The 17,472-nt window shown below is 45.9% G+C and carries 17 protein-coding genes; 11 read left to right on the forward strand and 6 right to left on the reverse strand.

The window, feature by feature from the left end:
• Nucleotides 1–42: 42 nt before the first annotated feature.
• From QWZ05_RS22150 to QWZ05_RS22165, 4 genes are all read left to right on the forward strand, one after another.
• On the forward strand, nt 43–819 hold the full coding sequence (locus QWZ05_RS22150; protein ID WP_264875148.1) for a peptidoglycan binding protein CsiV: 777 nt from the start codon (nt 43–45) through the stop codon (nt 817–819).
• Nucleotides 809–1,345 carry a GNAT family N-acetyltransferase gene (locus tag QWZ05_RS22155; RefSeq protein ID WP_264875147.1) on the forward strand — a complete coding sequence of 179 codons (537 nt, stop codon included), beginning with the start codon at nt 809–811 and terminating at the stop codon, nt 1,343–1,345. Before QWZ05_RS22150 ends, QWZ05_RS22155 begins: the two co-directional genes overlap by 11 nt.
• 10 nt (nt 1,346–1,355) lie before the next feature.
• Nucleotides 1,356–2,042, forward strand: coding sequence for an SDR family oxidoreductase (locus QWZ05_RS22160; protein WP_290300741.1), 687 nt, complete (start codon nt 1,356–1,358; stop codon nt 2,040–2,042).
• A 140-nt stretch (nt 2,043–2,182) separates the two neighbouring features.
• Nucleotides 2,183–2,389 carry a hypothetical protein gene (locus QWZ05_RS22165; RefSeq protein WP_164648706.1) on the forward strand — a complete coding sequence of 69 codons (207 nt, stop codon included), beginning with the start codon at nt 2,183–2,185 and terminating at the stop codon, nt 2,387–2,389.
• A gap of 42 nt (nt 2,390–2,431) precedes the next feature.
• Here the strand turns inward: QWZ05_RS22165 and QWZ05_RS22170 are convergent, their stop codons facing one another.
• The gene (locus QWZ05_RS22170) at nt 2,432–4,363 is read right to left on the reverse strand and encodes a DNA topoisomerase III (protein ID WP_264875131.1); all 1,932 of its coding nucleotides are present in this window, start codon (nt 4,361–4,363) and stop codon (nt 2,432–2,434) included.
• Nucleotides 4,364–4,459: 96 nt separating this feature from the next.
• Nucleotides 4,460–4,795 (reverse strand): Grx4 family monothiol glutaredoxin, encoded by a 336-nt coding sequence (locus QWZ05_RS22175; protein ID WP_264875130.1) that lies wholly within the window; start codon nt 4,793–4,795, stop codon nt 4,460–4,462.
• 228 nt (nt 4,796–5,023) lie between these two features.
• On the opposite strand from QWZ05_RS22175, the gene sodB reads away from it, so the two are divergent.
• The 3 genes from sodB (at nt 5,024) to QWZ05_RS22190 (ending at nt 7,065) form a co-directional block, all read left to right on the forward strand.
• Nucleotides 5,024–5,608 carry a superoxide dismutase [Fe] gene (sodB, locus tag QWZ05_RS22180; RefSeq protein ID WP_264875129.1) on the forward strand — a complete coding sequence of 195 codons (585 nt, stop codon included), beginning with the start codon at nt 5,024–5,026 and terminating at the stop codon, nt 5,606–5,608.
• Nucleotides 5,609–5,752: 144 nt separating this feature from the next.
• Nucleotides 5,753–6,256, forward strand: a complete 504-nt coding sequence (locus QWZ05_RS22185) for a VC2046/SO_2500 family protein (protein WP_264875128.1) — start codon at nt 5,753–5,755, stop codon at nt 6,254–6,256.
• A gap of 119 nt (nt 6,257–6,375) precedes the next feature.
• Nucleotides 6,376–7,065, forward strand: coding sequence for an SDR family oxidoreductase (locus QWZ05_RS22190; protein ID WP_290300746.1), 690 nt, complete (start codon nt 6,376–6,378; stop codon nt 7,063–7,065).
• Between the two features lie 96 nt (nt 7,066–7,161).
• On the opposite strand, the gene QWZ05_RS22195 is transcribed toward QWZ05_RS22190, so the two are convergent.
• Nucleotides 7,162–7,626, reverse strand: coding sequence for a low molecular weight protein-tyrosine-phosphatase (locus tag QWZ05_RS22195; protein ID WP_290300748.1), 465 nt, complete (start codon nt 7,624–7,626; stop codon nt 7,162–7,164).
• A 279-nt stretch (nt 7,627–7,905) separates the two neighbouring features.
• On the opposite strand from QWZ05_RS22195, the gene cobO reads away from it, so the two are divergent.
• Complete coding sequence (gene cobO, locus QWZ05_RS22200; protein WP_264875125.1) at nt 7,906–8,523, forward strand: cob(I)yrinic acid a,c-diamide adenosyltransferase; 618 nt, start codon at nt 7,906–7,908, stop codon at nt 8,521–8,523.
• A 105-nt stretch (nt 8,524–8,628) separates the two neighbouring features.
• On the opposite strand, the gene yghU is transcribed toward cobO, so the two are convergent.
• Nucleotides 8,629–9,486, reverse strand: coding sequence for a glutathione-dependent disulfide-bond oxidoreductase (gene yghU, locus QWZ05_RS22205; protein WP_289961702.1), 858 nt, complete (start codon nt 9,484–9,486; stop codon nt 8,629–8,631).
• A gap of 249 nt (nt 9,487–9,735) precedes the next feature.
• On the opposite strand from yghU, the gene QWZ05_RS22210 reads away from it, so the two are divergent.
• On the forward strand, nt 9,736–10,617 hold the full coding sequence (locus QWZ05_RS22210; RefSeq protein ID WP_290300752.1) for a DMT family transporter: 882 nt from the start codon (nt 9,736–9,738) through the stop codon (nt 10,615–10,617).
• 98 nt (nt 10,618–10,715) lie between these two features.
• Here QWZ05_RS22210 and melB read toward each other — a convergent pair whose 3' ends face one another.
• Both melB and QWZ05_RS22220 read right to left on the reverse strand, forming a co-directional pair.
• Nucleotides 10,716–12,092 carry a melibiose:sodium transporter MelB gene (melB, locus tag QWZ05_RS22215; protein ID WP_264875122.1) on the reverse strand — a complete coding sequence of 459 codons (1,377 nt, stop codon included), beginning with the start codon at nt 12,090–12,092 and terminating at the stop codon, nt 10,716–10,718.
• A gap of 329 nt (nt 12,093–12,421) precedes the next feature.
• Nucleotides 12,422–14,539, reverse strand: coding sequence for an alpha-galactosidase (locus QWZ05_RS22220; RefSeq protein WP_290300755.1), 2,118 nt, complete (start codon nt 14,537–14,539; stop codon nt 12,422–12,424).
• A 690-nt stretch (nt 14,540–15,229) separates the two neighbouring features.
• Here QWZ05_RS22220 and QWZ05_RS22225 point away from each other — a divergent pair.
• Together QWZ05_RS22225 and QWZ05_RS22230 are read left to right on the forward strand one after the other, a co-directional pair.
• On the forward strand, nt 15,230–16,489 hold the full coding sequence (locus QWZ05_RS22225) for a carbohydrate porin (protein WP_289961706.1): 1,260 nt from the start codon (nt 15,230–15,232) through the stop codon (nt 16,487–16,489).
• Between the two features lie 66 nt (nt 16,490–16,555).
• Entirely contained in the window at nt 16,556–17,443 is an 888-nt protein-coding gene (locus tag QWZ05_RS22230) for a MalM family protein (protein WP_290300757.1), read from the forward strand.
• The last annotated feature ends 29 nt before the right edge of the window (nt 17,444–17,472 follow it).

The raw sequence follows: 17,472 nt of genomic DNA on the forward strand, positions 1-17,472 counted from the left end.
AAGCGCGCTTTCTCACCCTGTTCACCGATTCACGGAGTAATGATGAACAAACTGATCCCATTTCTACTTCTTTTAGTCTCCATGCCAAGCATGGCGCAAAGAGAGTTTGATATTGAAGTGATTGTTTTCAAGCGTTCAGTTAACCCAGAGCAAACCACCGAAGCGTGGCCAAATTCACTACCTGAAATTGACATGTCAAAAGCAGGTAGCCTAAACAACTCACAATACCGTGGTAGCAAGGGGGTAACGCTGTTACCGACATCAAGCTATGAGTTAAACCCTCAAGCGGATGATCTTCGTCGCCACGCAGGCTTCTCTGTTTTGCTTCACACCGCTTGGCGTCAAGACGACCGTGGTCGTGCATCGGCACCGGTTTTCAAAATCAAAGGCGGTAAAGACTACTCTGGCTCTTTCATGCCTGACGGTTCGGTTTACTCTGATGAACTCGTAGAATCACCTGTTGATGGTGTTGTTGAAGAGAGTGTCGCGAGCCCACTGTATGAGTTAGACGGCAAACTGCAGATTTATGTTCAACATTACCTGTTTGCTGATGCGCAGTTCGATCTTAAACGCCCAAGTGTTCGTGAAGTGGTGGTAGAAACAACAGATTATGCTCAGCCATCAGAAGAGCAACTCGATGACAATGTGGTTGCGGGTAACATGCAGCAAATCGAGTACACCACTGAAGTCGAGAAGTTTCTAAAATCCTATCGCCTCGACCAGAAACGTCGTATGCGCAGTGGTGAGATTCACTACTTTGACCACCCACTTATGGGCATGATCATTCAGGTTCGCCGCGCGCCAACCAATGAGTCCTGATTTCTCGATCATTACTGACTCCCTTGAGTTAAAGCTGCTCAACGATAATCACGCTGAGCAGCTTCATGAGCTTATTTGCCACTCTCCCTCTTTACACCAATGGATCGATTGGTGTCAGCCTGACTTCTCTCTCGAGCAAACCCAACAATTTATCTATGCGACGCGCCTCAATTGGGTAAAAAGCACCGCTTATGGGTTTGGTGTATTTACTCGTGATACCCAGAAACTGGTTGGCATGGTGGTGGTTAACGAGCTCTATCAAACCTTTAATATGGTTTCGATAGGCTATTGGATTGCAGACCAATATCAGCAACAAGGTTTTGGGCGACGCTCACTTCAAGCTCTCATTAATTTCTGCTTTGAAATGCTAAGAGTCACACGGGTAGAAATTGTCTGTGATCCAGAGAATTTACCCAGCCGGCAACTCCTTGAACGTTGTGGTGCGCACTTTGAAACCATCGCTCGAAATCGTTTCCTATTTAATGACCAACCTCGCGAGGGTGCGGTCTATTCGATAACACCATAAGGACAAGCGCATGCAGCATATCTTCATAACAGGAGCAAACCGCGGTATCGGCCTAGAGTTGGTTCAGCAATTCCTTGCACAAGGAGCAAAAGTCACCGCTACTTACCGCGATCAGCAAAATGCTCAAGCACTGCTCGCTCTGGCTGAATCTCACTCGGCACTGACCTGCCTCCAACTTGATGTCACCGATTATCCTGCAGTTGAATCACTTACCAAAAATCTCAGTGCGATTGATATTTTAATCAACAATGCAGGCTACTATGGACCAAAGGGCTACGGTTTTGGGCACACAGATATTCAGGAGTGGCGAAAGGTATTTGAAATAAACACCATCGCTCCACTAAAACTTGTTGAGGCACTCTTTCCGTCACTGCAACAGGGTCACGATAAAAAGATCATGTGCTTATCGTCAAAAGTCGGCAGCATGACTGAAAATACCTCTGGTGGCGGTTACATCTACCGCTCCTCTAAAGCGGCACTGAACTCGGTAGTGAAGAGCTTAAGCAATGATTTAAGTGATAAGGGTTTTACTGTACTGGCACTGCATCCAGGTTGGGTTCAAACTGAAATGGGCGGGCCAAATGCGCTGATTGCGACCGAAGAATCGGCCGCTGGATTAGTTAATGTCATAACAAATAGTAATATCAGTGACTCAGGATCATTCGTAAATTATCTAGGCGAAGAACTTCCATGGTAATCAATAACTAACCGCTAATCTGGTGCCAATATCAGAATTTTCTGCATGATTTAACACGATCTTGCGGTTAATTACCTTGAAAATTACCGTTTCCATTCCATGATTAAGCTGACAACCCTATCAAACAATGGAGAGAAACGATGGCCGCTGATAAAGATCTCGTCAACTTCAGTCAAGACCACGAGCTAAACTACTGCCTGCGTAGTGCAGGCAAACGCCAAACCAAAGCCAACCGCGAAGCGCTCATTGGCTTAGGGCGTCAAGTGAAACAAGATTTGGGGAAACGTGTACTCACTCAGACCGATGTGAGCAGCGCAATTAAGGGTAATGATCAGCTCTTTGAGTAGCACAACGTTGAACAGTAAACGGCCTGCAGTTGCAGGCCGTTTCTATTTCTTGGTTTTTCGTTTACCTGAATATTTGCGTTTTTTGTACGCTGGGCGCTCAACTGGAGGCAAGCTTCGCAAAGAAGCTGGCACTGGCGAGGTTTTTACGGTTGCCATTAATTGGTCGAGGCGCTGGGTAAGATCACTCATAAAGGGCTGATAAGCTTGCCCCTTTTCTGCGATACTTTGTAACTGATGCTCCCAGTGGGCGGTCATATCAGGGTAAGTGGACTCATTAGGCAGCGCATGTATCAACCCACGGCCAGCTGGAGTACTTAACACTTGCTTGCCCTGTCGTTTTAACAGTTGACGCTTAAACAACGTATCCAAAATACCCGCTCGAGTCGCCTCTGTCCCAATACCATCAGTGTCACGCAAGATCTTCTTGAGATCTTTGTTCTCTACATATCTTGCAATTCCTGTCATCGCCTGCAAAAGCGTTGCTTCGGTAAAGTGACGTGGGGGCTCTGTTTTACGCTCGTTAATCTCCCCTTCTCGGCAAATCAATTGCGTGCCTTTAGCGAGAGGGGGGACTTGGTCGACTCCACTGTCCGACTCTTCGACTTTGCCCATCAGCGCCTTCCAACCAAGCTCGACCAACTGACGGCCTTTAGCGATAAACGTGCCACCAGCGATATCAAACACCAACTTGGCTTCTGCATAAACCGCAGGGGGATAAAACTGCATTAAGTATTGACGCGCAATTAAGTCGTACACCTTGTTCTCATCCCCAGACATGACATTGTTCGATGCCTTTTTTGGGGTCGGGATAATGGCGTGGTGCGCATCCACTTTACTGTCGTTCCAAGCCTTCGATTTAATCGACAAGTCTGCACCATTGACTGCAGATTGCATCTCACGACTATTATTGGCAATGGCATCACAAACACTTCTTGCTTGCTTAAAATGGTCTTTCGGTAGATGACGACTATCTGAGCGAGGATAAGTAATCAGTTTGTGTTTTTCATACAGAGCCTGACAGGTATCAAGCACACGTTGGGCACTCATACCAAAACGCTTGGCTGCATCTATCTGCAAGGCCGAGAGAGAATACGGCAATGGGGCAAACTGCTTAGTTTGTTTTTGCTCTGACTCTTGAACAATAGCAGGCTGCCCTGTAATTCTACCTGCAACGTTCTCCACTAGCTGCTTGTTGAGTACGCGACCCTCTTCATCCATCCACGGCTTACAAGCTTCACTTGGCTTCCAGCGAGCGCGAATATCGAATGCTTGTCCATCACCTTGATATGGGATCAGCGCATACAGGGTGTAATAATCCTTCGGTACAAAATTCTCAATCTCTTCATCTCGGCGAACAACAAGCCCAAGCACCGGTGTTTGCACTCGTCCAACAGACAATACGCCTTGATAGCCTGCTTGTTTACCGAGCAAGGTATAAGCACGTGACATATTCATGCCATACAGCCAATCGGCTCGTGAGCGAGCTAGCGCGGAAACGGAAAGAGGAATGAACTCGCGATTACTGCGCATTGAGCTTAAAGCGCGCTTAACGGCTGGCAAGTTTAAATCACTGATCAACAAACGCTGTGCCGCCGCTTTCTTGGTTTGAGAAACTTTGCAGTAATCCAATACCTCATCAACCAACAGCTGCCCTTCTCGATCAGGGTCTCCGGCATGGACGATTTCATTGGCACTTTTGAGTAGCTTTCTTACCACTGATAACTGCTTGCTAGAGGTTTTTCGCGGCCTAAGTTGCCACTCATTGGGAATAATGGGCAGGTCGGCTAGGTTCCATTTCTTGTAGCGTTCATCGTAGGCATCTGGCTCAACTTGTTCGAGCAGATGGCCAATACACCAGGTCACAATATCGCTGCCGCACTGAATATATCCCTCACCTTTCTTTTGCGCCCCGGGCAAAGCGGCAGCAATCGCGCGGCCAAGGCTTGGTTTTTCAGCAATATAGAGACGAGACATAGTGGCTTCCAGCACAAACAAATAAGGCCACATTATCCAATGTGGCCTTATAAAATCAACTAATAACTGTATCGATATACAGTTTAAAGCATCAGCTTACCCTTCATCGCTCGCGTTACGGGCTGCTGCTTCTTTGATTAGCGTCTGCAGTTCACCTTTCTGGAACATTTCAACGATAATGTCACAACCGCCGACTAGCTCACCTTCAACCCAAAGTTGTGGGAAAGTTGGCCACTGTGCGTAAGCTGGAAGCTCTGCACGGATGTCTGGGTTTTGTAGGATGTCTACATATGCGAATTTCTCACCACAGTTCATTAGTGCCTGTGCAGCTTGAGAAGAGAAACCACAGCTAGGTAGTTTTGGTGAGCCTTTCATGTAGAGAAGGATCGCGTTTTCTTCAATTTGCTGTTTGATTTTGTCGATAGTTTCCATGGCTTCCTCGTGATGGAGTTACTTCTTTTCTGATCGGACTATTCTAAACCATTAGTTGAGAATAAAAAGCCCATAATATTTAAGGTTATAGTAAACCTCTCAAAGATGCTTTTTTTTAGATAAAAACTTGATAAACTAGCGTGAAGTCAGTCAAAAAGACGCCTAAAACAATATTGGAAGCTCACGAAAGAGTTCGCTCTTTCAATCAAATAAATGGAGAAACGAGTAATGGCTTTTGAACTACCAGCTCTTCCTTATGCAAAAGACGCACTAGAACCACACATCTCTGCTGAGACTCTAGATTTCCACCACGGTAAGCACCACAACACTTACGTTGTTAAGCTAAACGGCCTTATCCCTGGTACTGAGTTTGAAGGTAAAACACTAGAAGAGATCGTTAAAACTTCTACTGGCGGTATCTTCAACAACGCTGCACAAATCTGGAACCACACTTTCTACTGGCACTGTCTAGCGCCAAACGCAGGCGGTGAACCAACAGGTGCAGTTGCAGAAGCAATCAATGCAGCATTTGGCTCTTTCGAAGAGTTCAAAGCAAAATTCACAGATTCAGCAATCAACAACTTCGGTTCATCTTGGACTTGGTTAGTGAAAAAAGCTGACGGCTCTCTAGACATCGTTAATACGTCTAACGCTGCAACTCCTCTAACAGAAGACGGTGTAACACCGCTACTTACTGTTGACCTATGGGAACACGCATACTACATCGATTACCGTAACGTGCGTCCAGACTACATGAACGGTTTCTGGGCTTTAGTTAACTGGGAATTTGTAGCAGCAAACCTAGCTAAGTAATTCCACAACTTAGCCACTCGATTTAGTCATCGAATATCAAACCCGCGTCCCTATACGCGGGTTTTCTTTTTTCTGTAAATCTCTGATTTTCACTAAAGTCTTTATTCTTAGTGTCGATAAAGACAGTGTAAGACGGAGAACATCATGCAAATCACTGCGGTAGAGCAAAATACAATTATCAACGAACTTCAGGCTGGAAGTGGTATCAACCGCGCAGTCCATGAAGGTCGTCGTGCCGATTTTGCGCTGTTCCTATCAATGTTCTCGCACGATATTCGTGAAGTCACTCCAGTCGACAGCATAGAAGAAATCACTACTAGTGATGAGCTGTTACGTAGAGAATTTCAGCTTTCGCAACCACAGTCATTACGCTCGTCAGCAGCCTCGTACGACACTTCTGCTGAGCAAGCACGTCAATTCCAACAAGGCGGTATGGCCAGTGCAAAATTGAGCCACTATCTGACACCAGAAGCGCTTGCATTCATGCCAGAGCATACGGCAGACTTACCGGAAGAGGTCTACCATAACCTGTCTTATCATCAACTTAGACACCTAAACTCACCAGATAACAAAGCGAAACTACCTCACCACTTCTATCATCAGATGAATGAATCGCACCGTCGCGATCAGCTTAACTTGCACGCTTAATGTGATACACAACTAAAAACCATAAATTAAGTACGCCATTCTATATTTCTTTGACCGCATTCACAGCAACTTGTCTTTTGTTAAACCATTCTGAAATAACCAGATAACAAAATAAAACAATGGTAGTAACAAATATGAATGTCGCTCAAGCCGTCATTTTAGTCACCGCTGCAGGGACTATGCTAGGTCGTACCCTTGCTCAACACTTTGCTCTGCAAGGTGCTTCTGTCGTGATCACTGATACAGATGAAAACGCTTTAAATGACACCTTTGTGTTGTGCTCATTGCACACCCCCAATATTTCAGCCCATGTGATGGACAGTCATTCCATCGAAGCCAACATTGCATTGTTTGATTTTGTAGAAACAACCAATGAGCAAGCGCCAAATATTGTCATTAACCTCTGTACTGGTTTTCCTAACACTAACGGCTTAGAGCACACCAACTCTGACGAGTTTGTTCAACAGCTAGCAAAAGCGACCGGTAGCTTACTCAACTTAGGTAAAGTCGCGGCAGAAAGGATGAAAACCCGCCAGCAAGAAGGTGTGATCATCAATATTATTTCCGATGGTCAGGTAGGGACGCTTATGGGGGGAGACTCTGCATCCTCTATCGTAGCTGGGTTTACTAAGTCATGGGCGAGTGAGCTCAATCCATTCAACATTCGTGTTGGCGGTATTGTTCCTGCGCCAAGAGTGAACTATTCCGACGGCCATATTGCCGCATCACAAGATGAGTTGGTGCGTCATACTGAATACATCGTTGCCAATGACTACTTTAATGGACGCGTGATGTCGGCAGACTTATAGCGAGCAAAGCGCTGTGCGCTCTGGAAAAATTATTACACAATAACAAATAGGCCCAAGCAGGAGAGAAACCTGCTTGGGCCTATTTATTTTGGTCAGCTACACACGATTTAAAATTGACTCACTGGCATCTTCTATCAAATCGAGCACCAACTTAAAGCCCTGTTCACCGCCGTAATAGGGATCAGGGATCTCGCTGTAATCGGAGTCACCATGACTCAAAAATAGCGATAGCTTATGTTGATATTGCTTTGGGCATAGATCATAAAGATCCGCCAAATTGGCTTTATCTGCCGCTAATATAAAGTCAAAATCCACAAAGTCTCGAGCATCTACCGGGCGAGATGTTATCCCTTTAAACGAATAGCCTCGCTTTTCACCGGCCAGTTTAGCCCGCGAATCAGGGCCTTTCCCTTGGTGGTAGTCAATCGTTCCCGCAGAATCGACCGTGACATCGATACCCATCTGCTTTGCCTTAGCACGCAGTACCGCTTCTCCGGTTGGCGAGCGGCAAATGTTGCCCATGCAGACAACGAGTATTCGTGTATCTTTTCCTTGCGTCATTTGAATTCCTTTGCTGGTTTGAACGCTAATAGTATGATAATAATCGCCTTTCTCCCCAGCAACAAGTAAGGGGTTACTTCTCAATTATCAGTACTATGACTCATCTCATGTTCGGCACGATATTGGTGAAATTCATTCTGGATGGATGAAATAAACACCCCTTATCTGTGATTATGTTCATGTCGAGTATTCCTTATCAAATTGAGGTATTTAGCTTGCGTAAAGTTGGTTAAACTAACCAACAATGACATCTCAAATCGAAACTAAGGACGCGTTAGAGTGAGCAACGAACAACAAGATCTTTCTTACAAAGACCAAAAGCACAAAGAGCGCCAACAGAAGGTAAAACAGGAAGTCGACCAGAAGATTGCGGCAGCACAGGAAGAGAAAGGTCTACTGTTAGTCATTACAGGAAATGGCAAAGGTAAGTCTACCTCTGGGTTTGGCACCATTGCGCGCGCGGTTGGGCATGGTAAACAGTGCGCTGTCGCTCAGTTTATTAAAGGTACGTGGGACAATGGCGAGCGTAACTTACTTGAGAAGTTAGGGGTTGAGTTTCAGGTGATGGCAACGGGCTTTACTTGGGAGACACAAAGTAAAGCCACTGACACAGCGGCCGCTCAAGCGGTATGGCAAGAGTGTAAGCGTATGCTCGCCGATGAGTCACTTGATGTCATTCTGTTTGATGAGCTGACCTACATGGTAAGCTACGGCTATATCGAGCTTGATGAGGTGGTTGAAGCACTCAACCAACGTCCGAAAATGCAGTCAGTCATCATCACTGGCCGTGGAGCGCATCGAACCCTGATTGAAATGGCCGATACGGTTTCTGAGGTAAAGAATGTCAAACACGCCTTTGAATCTGGCGTTAAAGCTCTGAAAGGGATTGATTGGTAAAAAGGGTTCGCGGGAAAAGCAGCTGTGACCTTCCTATTTGCAAGGAAGGTCAACCACCTTAACAAGTAGTGGATCGAAGAGCACCATCAATCCACACTCTAAACTCTATGGCTTGAGCTTTAACGCTGCATCAATATCGCTCGCACTATGGCGCTCTGCGACTTGCTCCCACGCTTCACCCCAAGCTCGGTTAACAATCTTACCACGCTCTACCGCTGGCCTTGCTGCAATATCTTCTGCCCAACGCACCAAGTTTTTGTAACTGGAGACGTCTAGGAACTCAGCGGCATCATACAACTTGCCAAGCACCAAGTTGCCATACCACGGCCATGTTGCGATATCTGCAATACTGTATTCGTCACCGCCTAAATATTTGCTCTGTGCGAGTCGCTTATCTAACACATCAAGCTGACGCTTCGCCTCCATGGAGAAGCGGTTAATTGGGTACTCAAATTTTTCCGGCGCATACGCGTAGAAATGACCAAAGCCGCCGCCAAGGTATGGGGCAGAACCCTGTAGCCAAAACAGCCAGTTCATTACTTCTGTTTTCTGCGCCAAATCGGTTGGCAAAAAGTGGCCAAACTTCTCTGCGAGATACAACAAGATATTGCCTGATTCAAACACACGAATAGCGGTGTCACCGGTGTGGTCAACTAACGCTGGAATTTTTGAGTTGGGGTTCACATCAACGAACCCTGACGAGAATTGGTCGCTGTCACCAATTTTAATAATATGCGCATCATATTCAGCAGCGTCGACACCTGCAGCCAACAGTTCTTCAAACATTATGGTGACTTTTTGACCATTTGGTGTCCCCATAGAGTATAGCTGAAATGGGTGCTCGCCAATCGGTAGGTCACGCTCAAATCGTGCTCCTGAATCTGGGCGGTTGATGCTTGCCCAAGTCCCGCCATTTTCAGAGTCGGCAGTCCAAACTTTTGGTGGGATGTATTCGTTCGACATATTGTTATCCTTTGTCTGGGTTTACGCGTTGTGCGCTACATCAATAGATATAGGGGCAAATTCCCGCTTTTAAACGTTTAAAAACAACTAGTTTATTACTCATCGTTCTAATCGCTAGTTCTCTAAACCCTACCTACACTAGGACAACCATAGTTTGATTAATGAGCTATGACGCTACTTTTTTACAATTTCTCCTGTATGATGTGCCGCTGTTTTATTGTATGACAAATCCATCTACTGTAGTCACCCATGAGTAAAGCCACTAATCACGCAATTTTATTACTTGTTTTCGCCAACCTGCTTGCCTCGTTTTCTGACGTGTCATTGAAGGTGCTTAACGGTGAAGTACCCACCTTCCAGTATGTCTTTATCCGTCAATTGCTCAGTGTGCTGTTGCTGTTACCGTTTTGGTTGAAACTGCCACGTGAAACCCGAATGCAAGGCGGTTGTCGAATCAACTTTCTAAGAGCTCAATTTATTCTTGTCGGCAGTGGTTGTGCCATGATTGCCATCACTCATCTAACGCTCGCAACCGCCAATGCGATGTTTTACGTTGGGCCAATTCTCATGCTGCCGCTCTCTGTTATTTTGCTTAAAGAGCGCCCGAATAAAGGCAAAATCATTGCCACGCTGATTGGCTTTTTAGGTGTGCTGATTGTATTGCGCCCAGAGCACTTTCACTGGGCTGCAATTGCTGGATTGGGCAGCGCACTTGCAATGGGCGTTGGCAATATATTAATCAAACGTCTTAGTGATGATCAGCACATCATCTCTACACTTTTTTGGACCAGTATCATGACCTTGCCTCTCGCTCTGGCGTTCGCGCTACCACAATGGGTAGAGATCGAGTGGCGGCATGTCGGTTGGATCATGGCGATCAACTTATTCGTCTTGGGTTATCACGCTCTGGTTGTGATTGCTTACAAAAAAGCCCCTGCAAGCCAAATCGCATTGGCTGAGTATTCAGGATTAGTGTTTGTCACCCTCTTTGGCGTGATGTGGTTTGATGAAATACCGGATGTCCTTACCTTGATAGGTATCGCGCTTATTGTGGTGCCAATGATGCCGATACAGTGGAAAAAATGGCTTCGACTTCAACGCTCAGAGGCCTCACACAAGCAAGCCCTCTAAAAAATCAAAACTTATAATGACGAAAGCCATCTCACATGAGATGGCTTTTTCTTAGGACTAAATTGAAAGACTCAATAGAAGGTCTTTGGGAGAAGCTATTATGCTTGCGCTGGTTGACGCTCCACTTGAGTCTCTTTCGCTTCATAGGCTTCTTTATCGAAACCTTCATGAAGATGGTAGAAGCGCTTGTAAACAAGGCCACTGATGAGCATTAAGATGGCTGGCACACCTACCATCATAAAGTGCAGACCCATAATCGTGCTTTCTGCTTGTTCTACGTTTGGCACATAACCCACGATAGACAGACCTACACCTACAATGAAGCCACCTGCTGCACCTGCAAATTTCACTAGCATGGTTTGTACAGAAAAGATAACACTCTCACTGCGATGACCTGTTTTATGCTCACCGTAGTCAACCACATCCGCTAACATAACCGTTTGTAGCGCGTTCGCGATACCAACACCAAATTTAATCGCCGCGCCCGCAACACCAATAAGCATCGCATTACCAGGTACCATCACGCCCATGACTAAAAGTACTAGGCAAGACAGAATTGGAAAGCCACAAGCGATTAGCCATAGATTTTTACGTGGTAGTGCCGCTGCAATACGTGGGAACAAGAACACACCCGCTACTTCTGCCGCACCAGCAACCATCATGTAGACTGGGAATAGCTCAGGGTTGCCCAAAGCGTAGGAGAAATAGTAGATAGCAAAGCCACCCACAAGAAGGTTAGCAATCTGGAATGAAAGAACCGTACCGATCAGTGCTTTTAACTGGTCGTTTTTGCCAATAATGGTCAATACATCTTTAAACGCAAACTTCTCAGCTGGCGTGTTCGTCACTGCTGCTGTCTTTTCTTTTACGTTGCGAGCAATCAAGAACGCACTCATAACAAACAAGACCGCGATCAGCATGGCCATATTGAAGAAGCCTGCACCTTGGTCTCCGTTACCCAGCTCACCAACAATATGTAGGCCGTATGTACCAGTGATAAACCAAGCAAGACTTGCGAACAGACGTGGCCATACCACAAGCTTCTCACGCTCTTCACGAGAGCTTGATAGCGCTGGGATCATTGACCAGTATGGAATATCCATAATGGTGTATGTTAGACCCCAAAGGATGTATGCCGCGGCTGCGTAGATATAAAGCGCTTTACCGTCAAACATGTGAGTGCTGAATAGACCCACAAGAACAATCGCGTTTAGTAGTGTACCAATGACAATCCATGGACGGAACTTACCAAAGCGCGAGCGAGTATTATCAACAATCACCCCCATCATTGGGTCAGTTATCGCATCAATAATACGCGCAGCTAAGAAGATGGTACCAACGAAGGCTGCAGACAAGCCTGCAACATCCGTAAAGTAGAACATGAGGAAGATATAAATTGGCGCACAAGCAAAGTCTTTACCTAATGCACCTATGCCGTAGGAGGCTTTGGTTTTTAAAGTGATATTCTCAGACATTTTGTTTCCTTTAGGCTTATCACTCCTCCCCTAACTAGAATGAGCAACATTGGCCTTTTTATTTATAAGTTTCGAGGCTAATGCTAATCATTGGGGGGCTCATTTACTGTGATCAAAAACCGCTTTATGGAAACGTTTACAGTAAGTGTCGAAAAGTGGGATCTCAAACACAATGCTGCTAAGTTGTTATCAAACATACAATTGCAAAACAATTAGTTACTGTCGAAATTAGGAAAAATAAATATCTCTAAAAGATCAAAAAAGCCGCGAGCATAATATGCTTGCGGCAAGGGTACTTAGGGCTAAATACGAAAAGGTTTACAAGACGATTAGTTGATTTTTTCTAGCTTCACTAACAGTGCAGTTTCAGCATCCAATACCGGCATCGTTAGGCCGATATCTTGACACCACTGCCCACTCAGTTGACACCCATCAACCGTCCAAGGTGGTTGATAATTAACAATGTCGTGATAATTCTTCGGTTGGTCAATGACCGTCACCTGATAGAGTGTATCTGGATCCAATCCCGGAATTCTTAAATGGCCACTCAACGCATTGGTAGGCATTGCAAGCTGGGCGATCAATACCACCGCTTGAGACTTATCTTGTGAGACAACTGCCTGAATCTGGTGCGCTGAATCATCGGTTGGAATGCGCCAAGAATCACCGGTGTGCAATAAGCTTCGTAGAGACTTATGCAGTTCTACATAGTGCTCAAAGCCTTGCTTTTCTTCGTCAGTCTCTCTCACTGGGTCGAGCTCAATACCCATATGACCAAACAAGGCTGTCAGACCACGAAACTCAATACTATGGCGGCGACGAGTACTGTGACAATGGCTTGCGCCAATATGACTACCCATCACTTCTGGCGGGAAGAAATAGCTCATCCCACGCTGAATCGTTTGACGCTCTAGAGCATCATTATTGTCTGAAGCCCAGAATCGATGGGTACGCTTTAGTACTTCGTAATCAATACGACCACCACCTGCTGAACAAGATTCGATCTCAACATTTGGGTGATTAAGTCGTACTCGATCTACCAGTTCGTAATAACGTTCAACCTGAGCATGGCCGGATGCTCTTCCTTCGTGTCCAGGCTGTACCACTTCTCGGTTCATGTCCCACTTAATGTAGTCAATATTATATGTCGACAAGAAGTGGTCAAGACGCTGATATAAGAACTCAAACGCTTCTGGTTGACTCAAATCAATCACATACTGGTTACGCCCTGTTGGTTGATCGTAACCTTTGACCTCCAGCAACCAATCTGGATGGGCGCGATAGAGATCGGAGTTTTTGTTAATCATCTCAGGCTCAAACCACAAGCCGAACTCCATCCCTAATTCATTGACATGGTTAACGATAGGCTCTAATCCATCGGGGTATTTAGTTTCATCTAAAAACCAGTCCCCCAATGCTGCTTTGTCGCCATCACGGCCTTTAAACCAGCCGTCATCGATAATGAAACGTTCTACACCCATTTGTGCCGATTGTGTCGCCATCTGCATGATGTAGTCGGGATCATGGTCAAAATAGATACCTTCCCATGTATTCAAATGAATGGGGCGAAGCTTTTCAGAAAATTCTGAGGGTAATATCGAAGCTCGAACATGTTGGTGGAAGTGATGGCTCATCTCATTCAAACCCTGTCCACTGTAGGTTGCATACAACCAAGGCGTTGATAACGATGCCCCCTCTTCCAGCTCGATTTCTCCAGGTAAGTAGATTGCCTCACCCTGCATCACGCGTCGACCATCGGCTTTCACATCGATACGCATACGATGGTTGCCACTCCAAGCCAGGTGGAAGCCGAACACATCGCCAGACAACTCATCAAAGTTCGCGGTGCCTGCTACGAATGCAGGATAGTGCTCATGCGAAGTGCGCCCGCGACGATTCTCTTGCTGATAACCACCATGCTTTAACGTTTGACGGCTTGTTTGAAATTCATACACCCAACGTCCGTGGTAAGTCATCAGTTCACTCACGCGCCCTGGCAAGGGTAACGTATTAGCTAGACGCGCCACCTGATAAGCACCTCTCCCAATATTACGCAGGGTTTGACGCGTTTTAATCACATCGTGTTGATCAAGATAAAGCTCACTGATGATCTCTAAGCCAGCCAGAGTGTCTTCACAGTAAAACTTGAGCCCGAATTCGCTTTGCTCAACCTTAGCAACCTTCATTACTGGGGCCCAATCTTGGCCGGCGCGATGCCCCTCAAGAGCTGGGCTGCCAAATGACCCTCGACCCAACTCAGGTGTCAACGTCACCGGCACATCAACGTCTAAACGACCATAAGGGACAGGTCGATGTAGCGCTTGACGCGCGGTGGAGAGATCACCATTAAAAGGCTGCCCCCAGTGAAGAATTTCGGCGTACTCGCCTACTTCAACAATCAGTTGAGTTTTATTACCGGTCAGTGAATAGAGAACTTTATCAGTCATAACTGCACACCTAGTGTCATTCGTTTTGTGCAGCATATTAAACAGTTTCTCTTGATTGTCTGTGAGCCAAAGCAAATTTATGGAAACGTTTACAATCTCACATCACGCTTCTGTCATTGTGACAAATTAAGACTCTTATTATCAATTTGGCCGAACTGTTCAACGCAATATCGCATACTTACCCACCTATTTATCAATCAGATAAATAATTTTTACCGTTTGATGCACGATAACGTGAGTTCGCCCCTTGCACGCCTCACCTTACACTCGTAAGGTAAAGTCTTTGAGATTCCATCTACCGGTATTTATGCCAGTAATGGTTTGAAGCGTCTCCGTTGGGTCCTAACTTAATTCCAACGAGATAATAGAATGATAGTAAGTCATTGTATTGCCTTCTCTTGTCTCACAGACCCAGTGTTATCTAGCACTGGGTTATTCTTATCTACTATTCATACTTACCACACCCTTATCTAAACGCTTACATCCAATAAGCCACATATAAAGTGCAAAAATTAGCCAAACTTAGTTAATTACTCGATCTAAATCACAATATCTAGCGATATACAGTTCCATTGAGCCAAAATGCCAACCTCGTCATGAAAACGTTTCCATTAAATCATTACACTTGCCCTCGAGTTAGGACTCAACACAAAAAAATAAAATCCAATAACCGTCATATGGAGACGATTCATGAAACAAAATGCGCTTGTTAGAGCGCTTGGGCTTTCCCTCGCCCTTGCGCCAATGGCTGGACTAGCAGCAGTGGACAACATCACCTACTTTGGTTACGCCAAATGGGGCAACATTTACACCGATAACAAAGACCACAATGATGGCAAAGGCGAACGCAATGATGTCATTCGCGCAGGTGAAGGTTACGGTAACTACCGTTTAGGTAACGAGATGAACTGGTGGGAAGCGGGTCTAAAAGCCGATGTTTGGCGTGATAACGATGCCTATTTCGATACCACTTTATATCTTGGCAGTGGTGAAAGTTGGGGTGACGTGAGTATTATTCAGATGTGGTCTGCAGGTCACGGCCTGATTGACGGACAACCGAACGCAAAGCTATGGGCTGGTGAGCGCTTTTATCGCCGTCATGAAGTTCACATGATTGATATTAAATACTGGGATACTTCTAGCACCGGTATTGGTGTCGAAGACTGGGACTTAGGCTTTGGTAATGGTCACTTTGCATGGATGGCGCCAGACTCAAGTGCTGATGGACGCAGCCTGCACAATATCGATGCGCGTATCAGTGATATCGCCCTTAGTGACAGTGCAGATCTCACCCTAGGTCTTAACTATGTGGCGGCACACAACTCTAGCTACGATGACAGCAACATCACCACCTCTGGCGCCATGCTCTCTGCCCTATACCGCCAAGCGTGGGAATACGGCTCAAACACTTTTGCGTTCCAGTACGGTACAGACGCGCTTGCGGGTGGCTTAATGAGTGCTGAAGGCGGTTCAAACCGCAAGTACAGCACTGGTGTTGAGCATGATGGTTACAGCTGGCGTGTATTTAACCACGGTGATCTGAATGTCAACGAAGACTTCCAAGTAATGTATTCCATTGCTTACCAAGATAAAAACCTAGACAACAATGAAGGTGAAAAGTGGTTCAGTGTCGGCGCACGTCCGCAGTACAGCTGGAACAATTACATGGCAACCGCACTGGAAGTCGGTTATGAAACCGTCGATGCACAAAATGGCGATGGCACGAACGACATGTACAAAGTGACATTGTCGCAAATGTTCCAAGCGGGCAAAGGGGTTTGGGCGCGTCCATCATTACGCCTGTTCGTCACTTACTCTGAGCGTAACGACGAATGGCAGCGCACCCGCAACGCCGATGGAAGCTACGACCCATACGGACAAACAATGGGTGTGAGCAAAGCCAATGTCGACGAAGTAACCTTCGGCTTTAACGTAGAAACTTGGTGGTAATCCTACCCCGACCTAAATCCTGTAGAAAATGAGGGTGCGCGCACCCTCTACCAAAAGGAACCTCAGATGAACGTGAATACTCTCTTAATGGCGGCACTTTCAATCGCGCTGACTGGATGCAGCACTGCACCAGAACCTCATGATTTAATGACCACTAGCGTATCGTGTTGCAAGGATATTCACTCGGTTAACAAGACCACGCTGACGGTTCCTTTTCATCAAGAAGTGATACTGAACTCACAAACGCAACACATCCCGTTGTCTATGCTGAACAAGACTTCGGCAACCAACACAGATGCATTAGTTCCAGTCGTGGTATATGAGCTACCGAGTTCTTTGCAGAATCCGCAATCAGAAATGTTCTCCATCCTGCTGCGCAGCTATGTCAAGCACGATCAGGCGTTTGCTGCAAAGATGATCTTTATGGACTCTGACTGGCAAATCATTAACCAGTTCAGTGTAGAGGAGTTTGACTACCACTCAACTAGCCTCAAGGGACTAGAGCGAGTTGAACAAGTCATCACCCTTTCGTCGAATAATTTGAACGCGAGGTTTATGGTGGTGACAACCGACACCGAATTATTAGGGCATACACTCACACGTAAGCACCCAGAAGAAGTGTATGCCGAGCAAAACAATATCATTGGACAAAAACACCTGCCCCTAACAGCACAATATAGCAACACGGGCAGAGTCGATATCACCACCAGCAAGTTTTCTAACAGTGCACTGCTGTCGATGCTTGCCGAATTTACCGGCACGAAGACACAAGATGCCGATAAGGCTCCAACATCAACAAACGATGTCAACAAGCCTTGGACGCACTATCAAGCCCGCATAGACCAAGCGCTAGCCAATGGTGAACTCTCTAAAGCGGCCAATATGACACAAGAGGCGGGCGAAGCCGGCCACACACAAGCAAAAGATTATTTATTACAACAGCTCGCAGAATAGTCTCGTTTGATTACAACAGAAATACTGAA

Origin of the sequence: Vibrio agarivorans, assembly GCF_030409635.1 — a bacterium.
Taxonomy (GTDB): Bacteria; Pseudomonadota; Gammaproteobacteria; order Enterobacterales; family Vibrionaceae; genus Vibrio; species Vibrio agarivorans.

Bases quoted from the DNA above. Each gene is read 5' to 3' on its own strand.
- QWZ05_RS22155 (WP_264875147.1), top strand. From the start codon at position 809: ATGAGTCCTGATTTCTCGATCATTACTGACTCCCTTGAGTTAAAGCTG.
- QWZ05_RS22220 (WP_290300755.1), bottom strand. From the start codon at position 14,539: ATGACTGATAAAGTTCTCTATTCACTGACCGGTAATAAAACTCAACTG.
- QWZ05_RS22230 (WP_290300757.1), top strand. From the start codon at position 16,556: ATGAACGTGAATACTCTCTTAATGGCGGCACTTTCAATCGCGCTGACT.
- QWZ05_RS22195 (WP_290300748.1), bottom strand. From the start codon at position 7,626: ATGACGCAAGGAAAAGATACACGAATACTCGTTGTCTGCATGGGCAAC.
- QWZ05_RS22175 (WP_264875130.1), bottom strand. From the start codon at position 4,795: ATGGAAACTATCGACAAAATCAAACAGCAAATTGAAGAAAACGCGATC.
- sodB (WP_264875129.1), top strand. From the start codon at position 5,024: ATGGCTTTTGAACTACCAGCTCTTCCTTATGCAAAAGACGCACTAGAA.
- yghU (WP_289961702.1), bottom strand. From the start codon at position 9,486: ATGTCGAACGAATACATCCCACCAAAAGTTTGGACTGCCGACTCTGAA.
- QWZ05_RS22190 (WP_290300746.1), top strand. From the start codon at position 6,376: ATGGTAGTAACAAATATGAATGTCGCTCAAGCCGTCATTTTAGTCACC.
- QWZ05_RS22165 (WP_164648706.1), top strand. From the start codon at position 2,183: ATGGCCGCTGATAAAGATCTCGTCAACTTCAGTCAAGACCACGAGCTA.
- QWZ05_RS22225 (WP_289961706.1), top strand. From the start codon at position 15,230: ATGAAACAAAATGCGCTTGTTAGAGCGCTTGGGCTTTCCCTCGCCCTT.
- QWZ05_RS22150 (WP_264875148.1), top strand. From the start codon at position 43: ATGAACAAACTGATCCCATTTCTACTTCTTTTAGTCTCCATGCCAAGC.
- melB (WP_264875122.1), bottom strand. From the start codon at position 12,092: ATGTCTGAGAATATCACTTTAAAAACCAAAGCCTCCTACGGCATAGGT.
- QWZ05_RS22185 (WP_264875128.1), top strand. From the start codon at position 5,753: ATGCAAATCACTGCGGTAGAGCAAAATACAATTATCAACGAACTTCAG.
- QWZ05_RS22170 (WP_264875131.1), bottom strand. From the start codon at position 4,363: ATGTCTCGTCTCTATATTGCTGAAAAACCAAGCCTTGGCCGCGCGATT.
- QWZ05_RS22210 (WP_290300752.1), top strand. From the start codon at position 9,736: ATGAGTAAAGCCACTAATCACGCAATTTTATTACTTGTTTTCGCCAAC.
- QWZ05_RS22160 (WP_290300741.1), top strand. From the start codon at position 1,356: ATGCAGCATATCTTCATAACAGGAGCAAACCGCGGTATCGGCCTAGAG.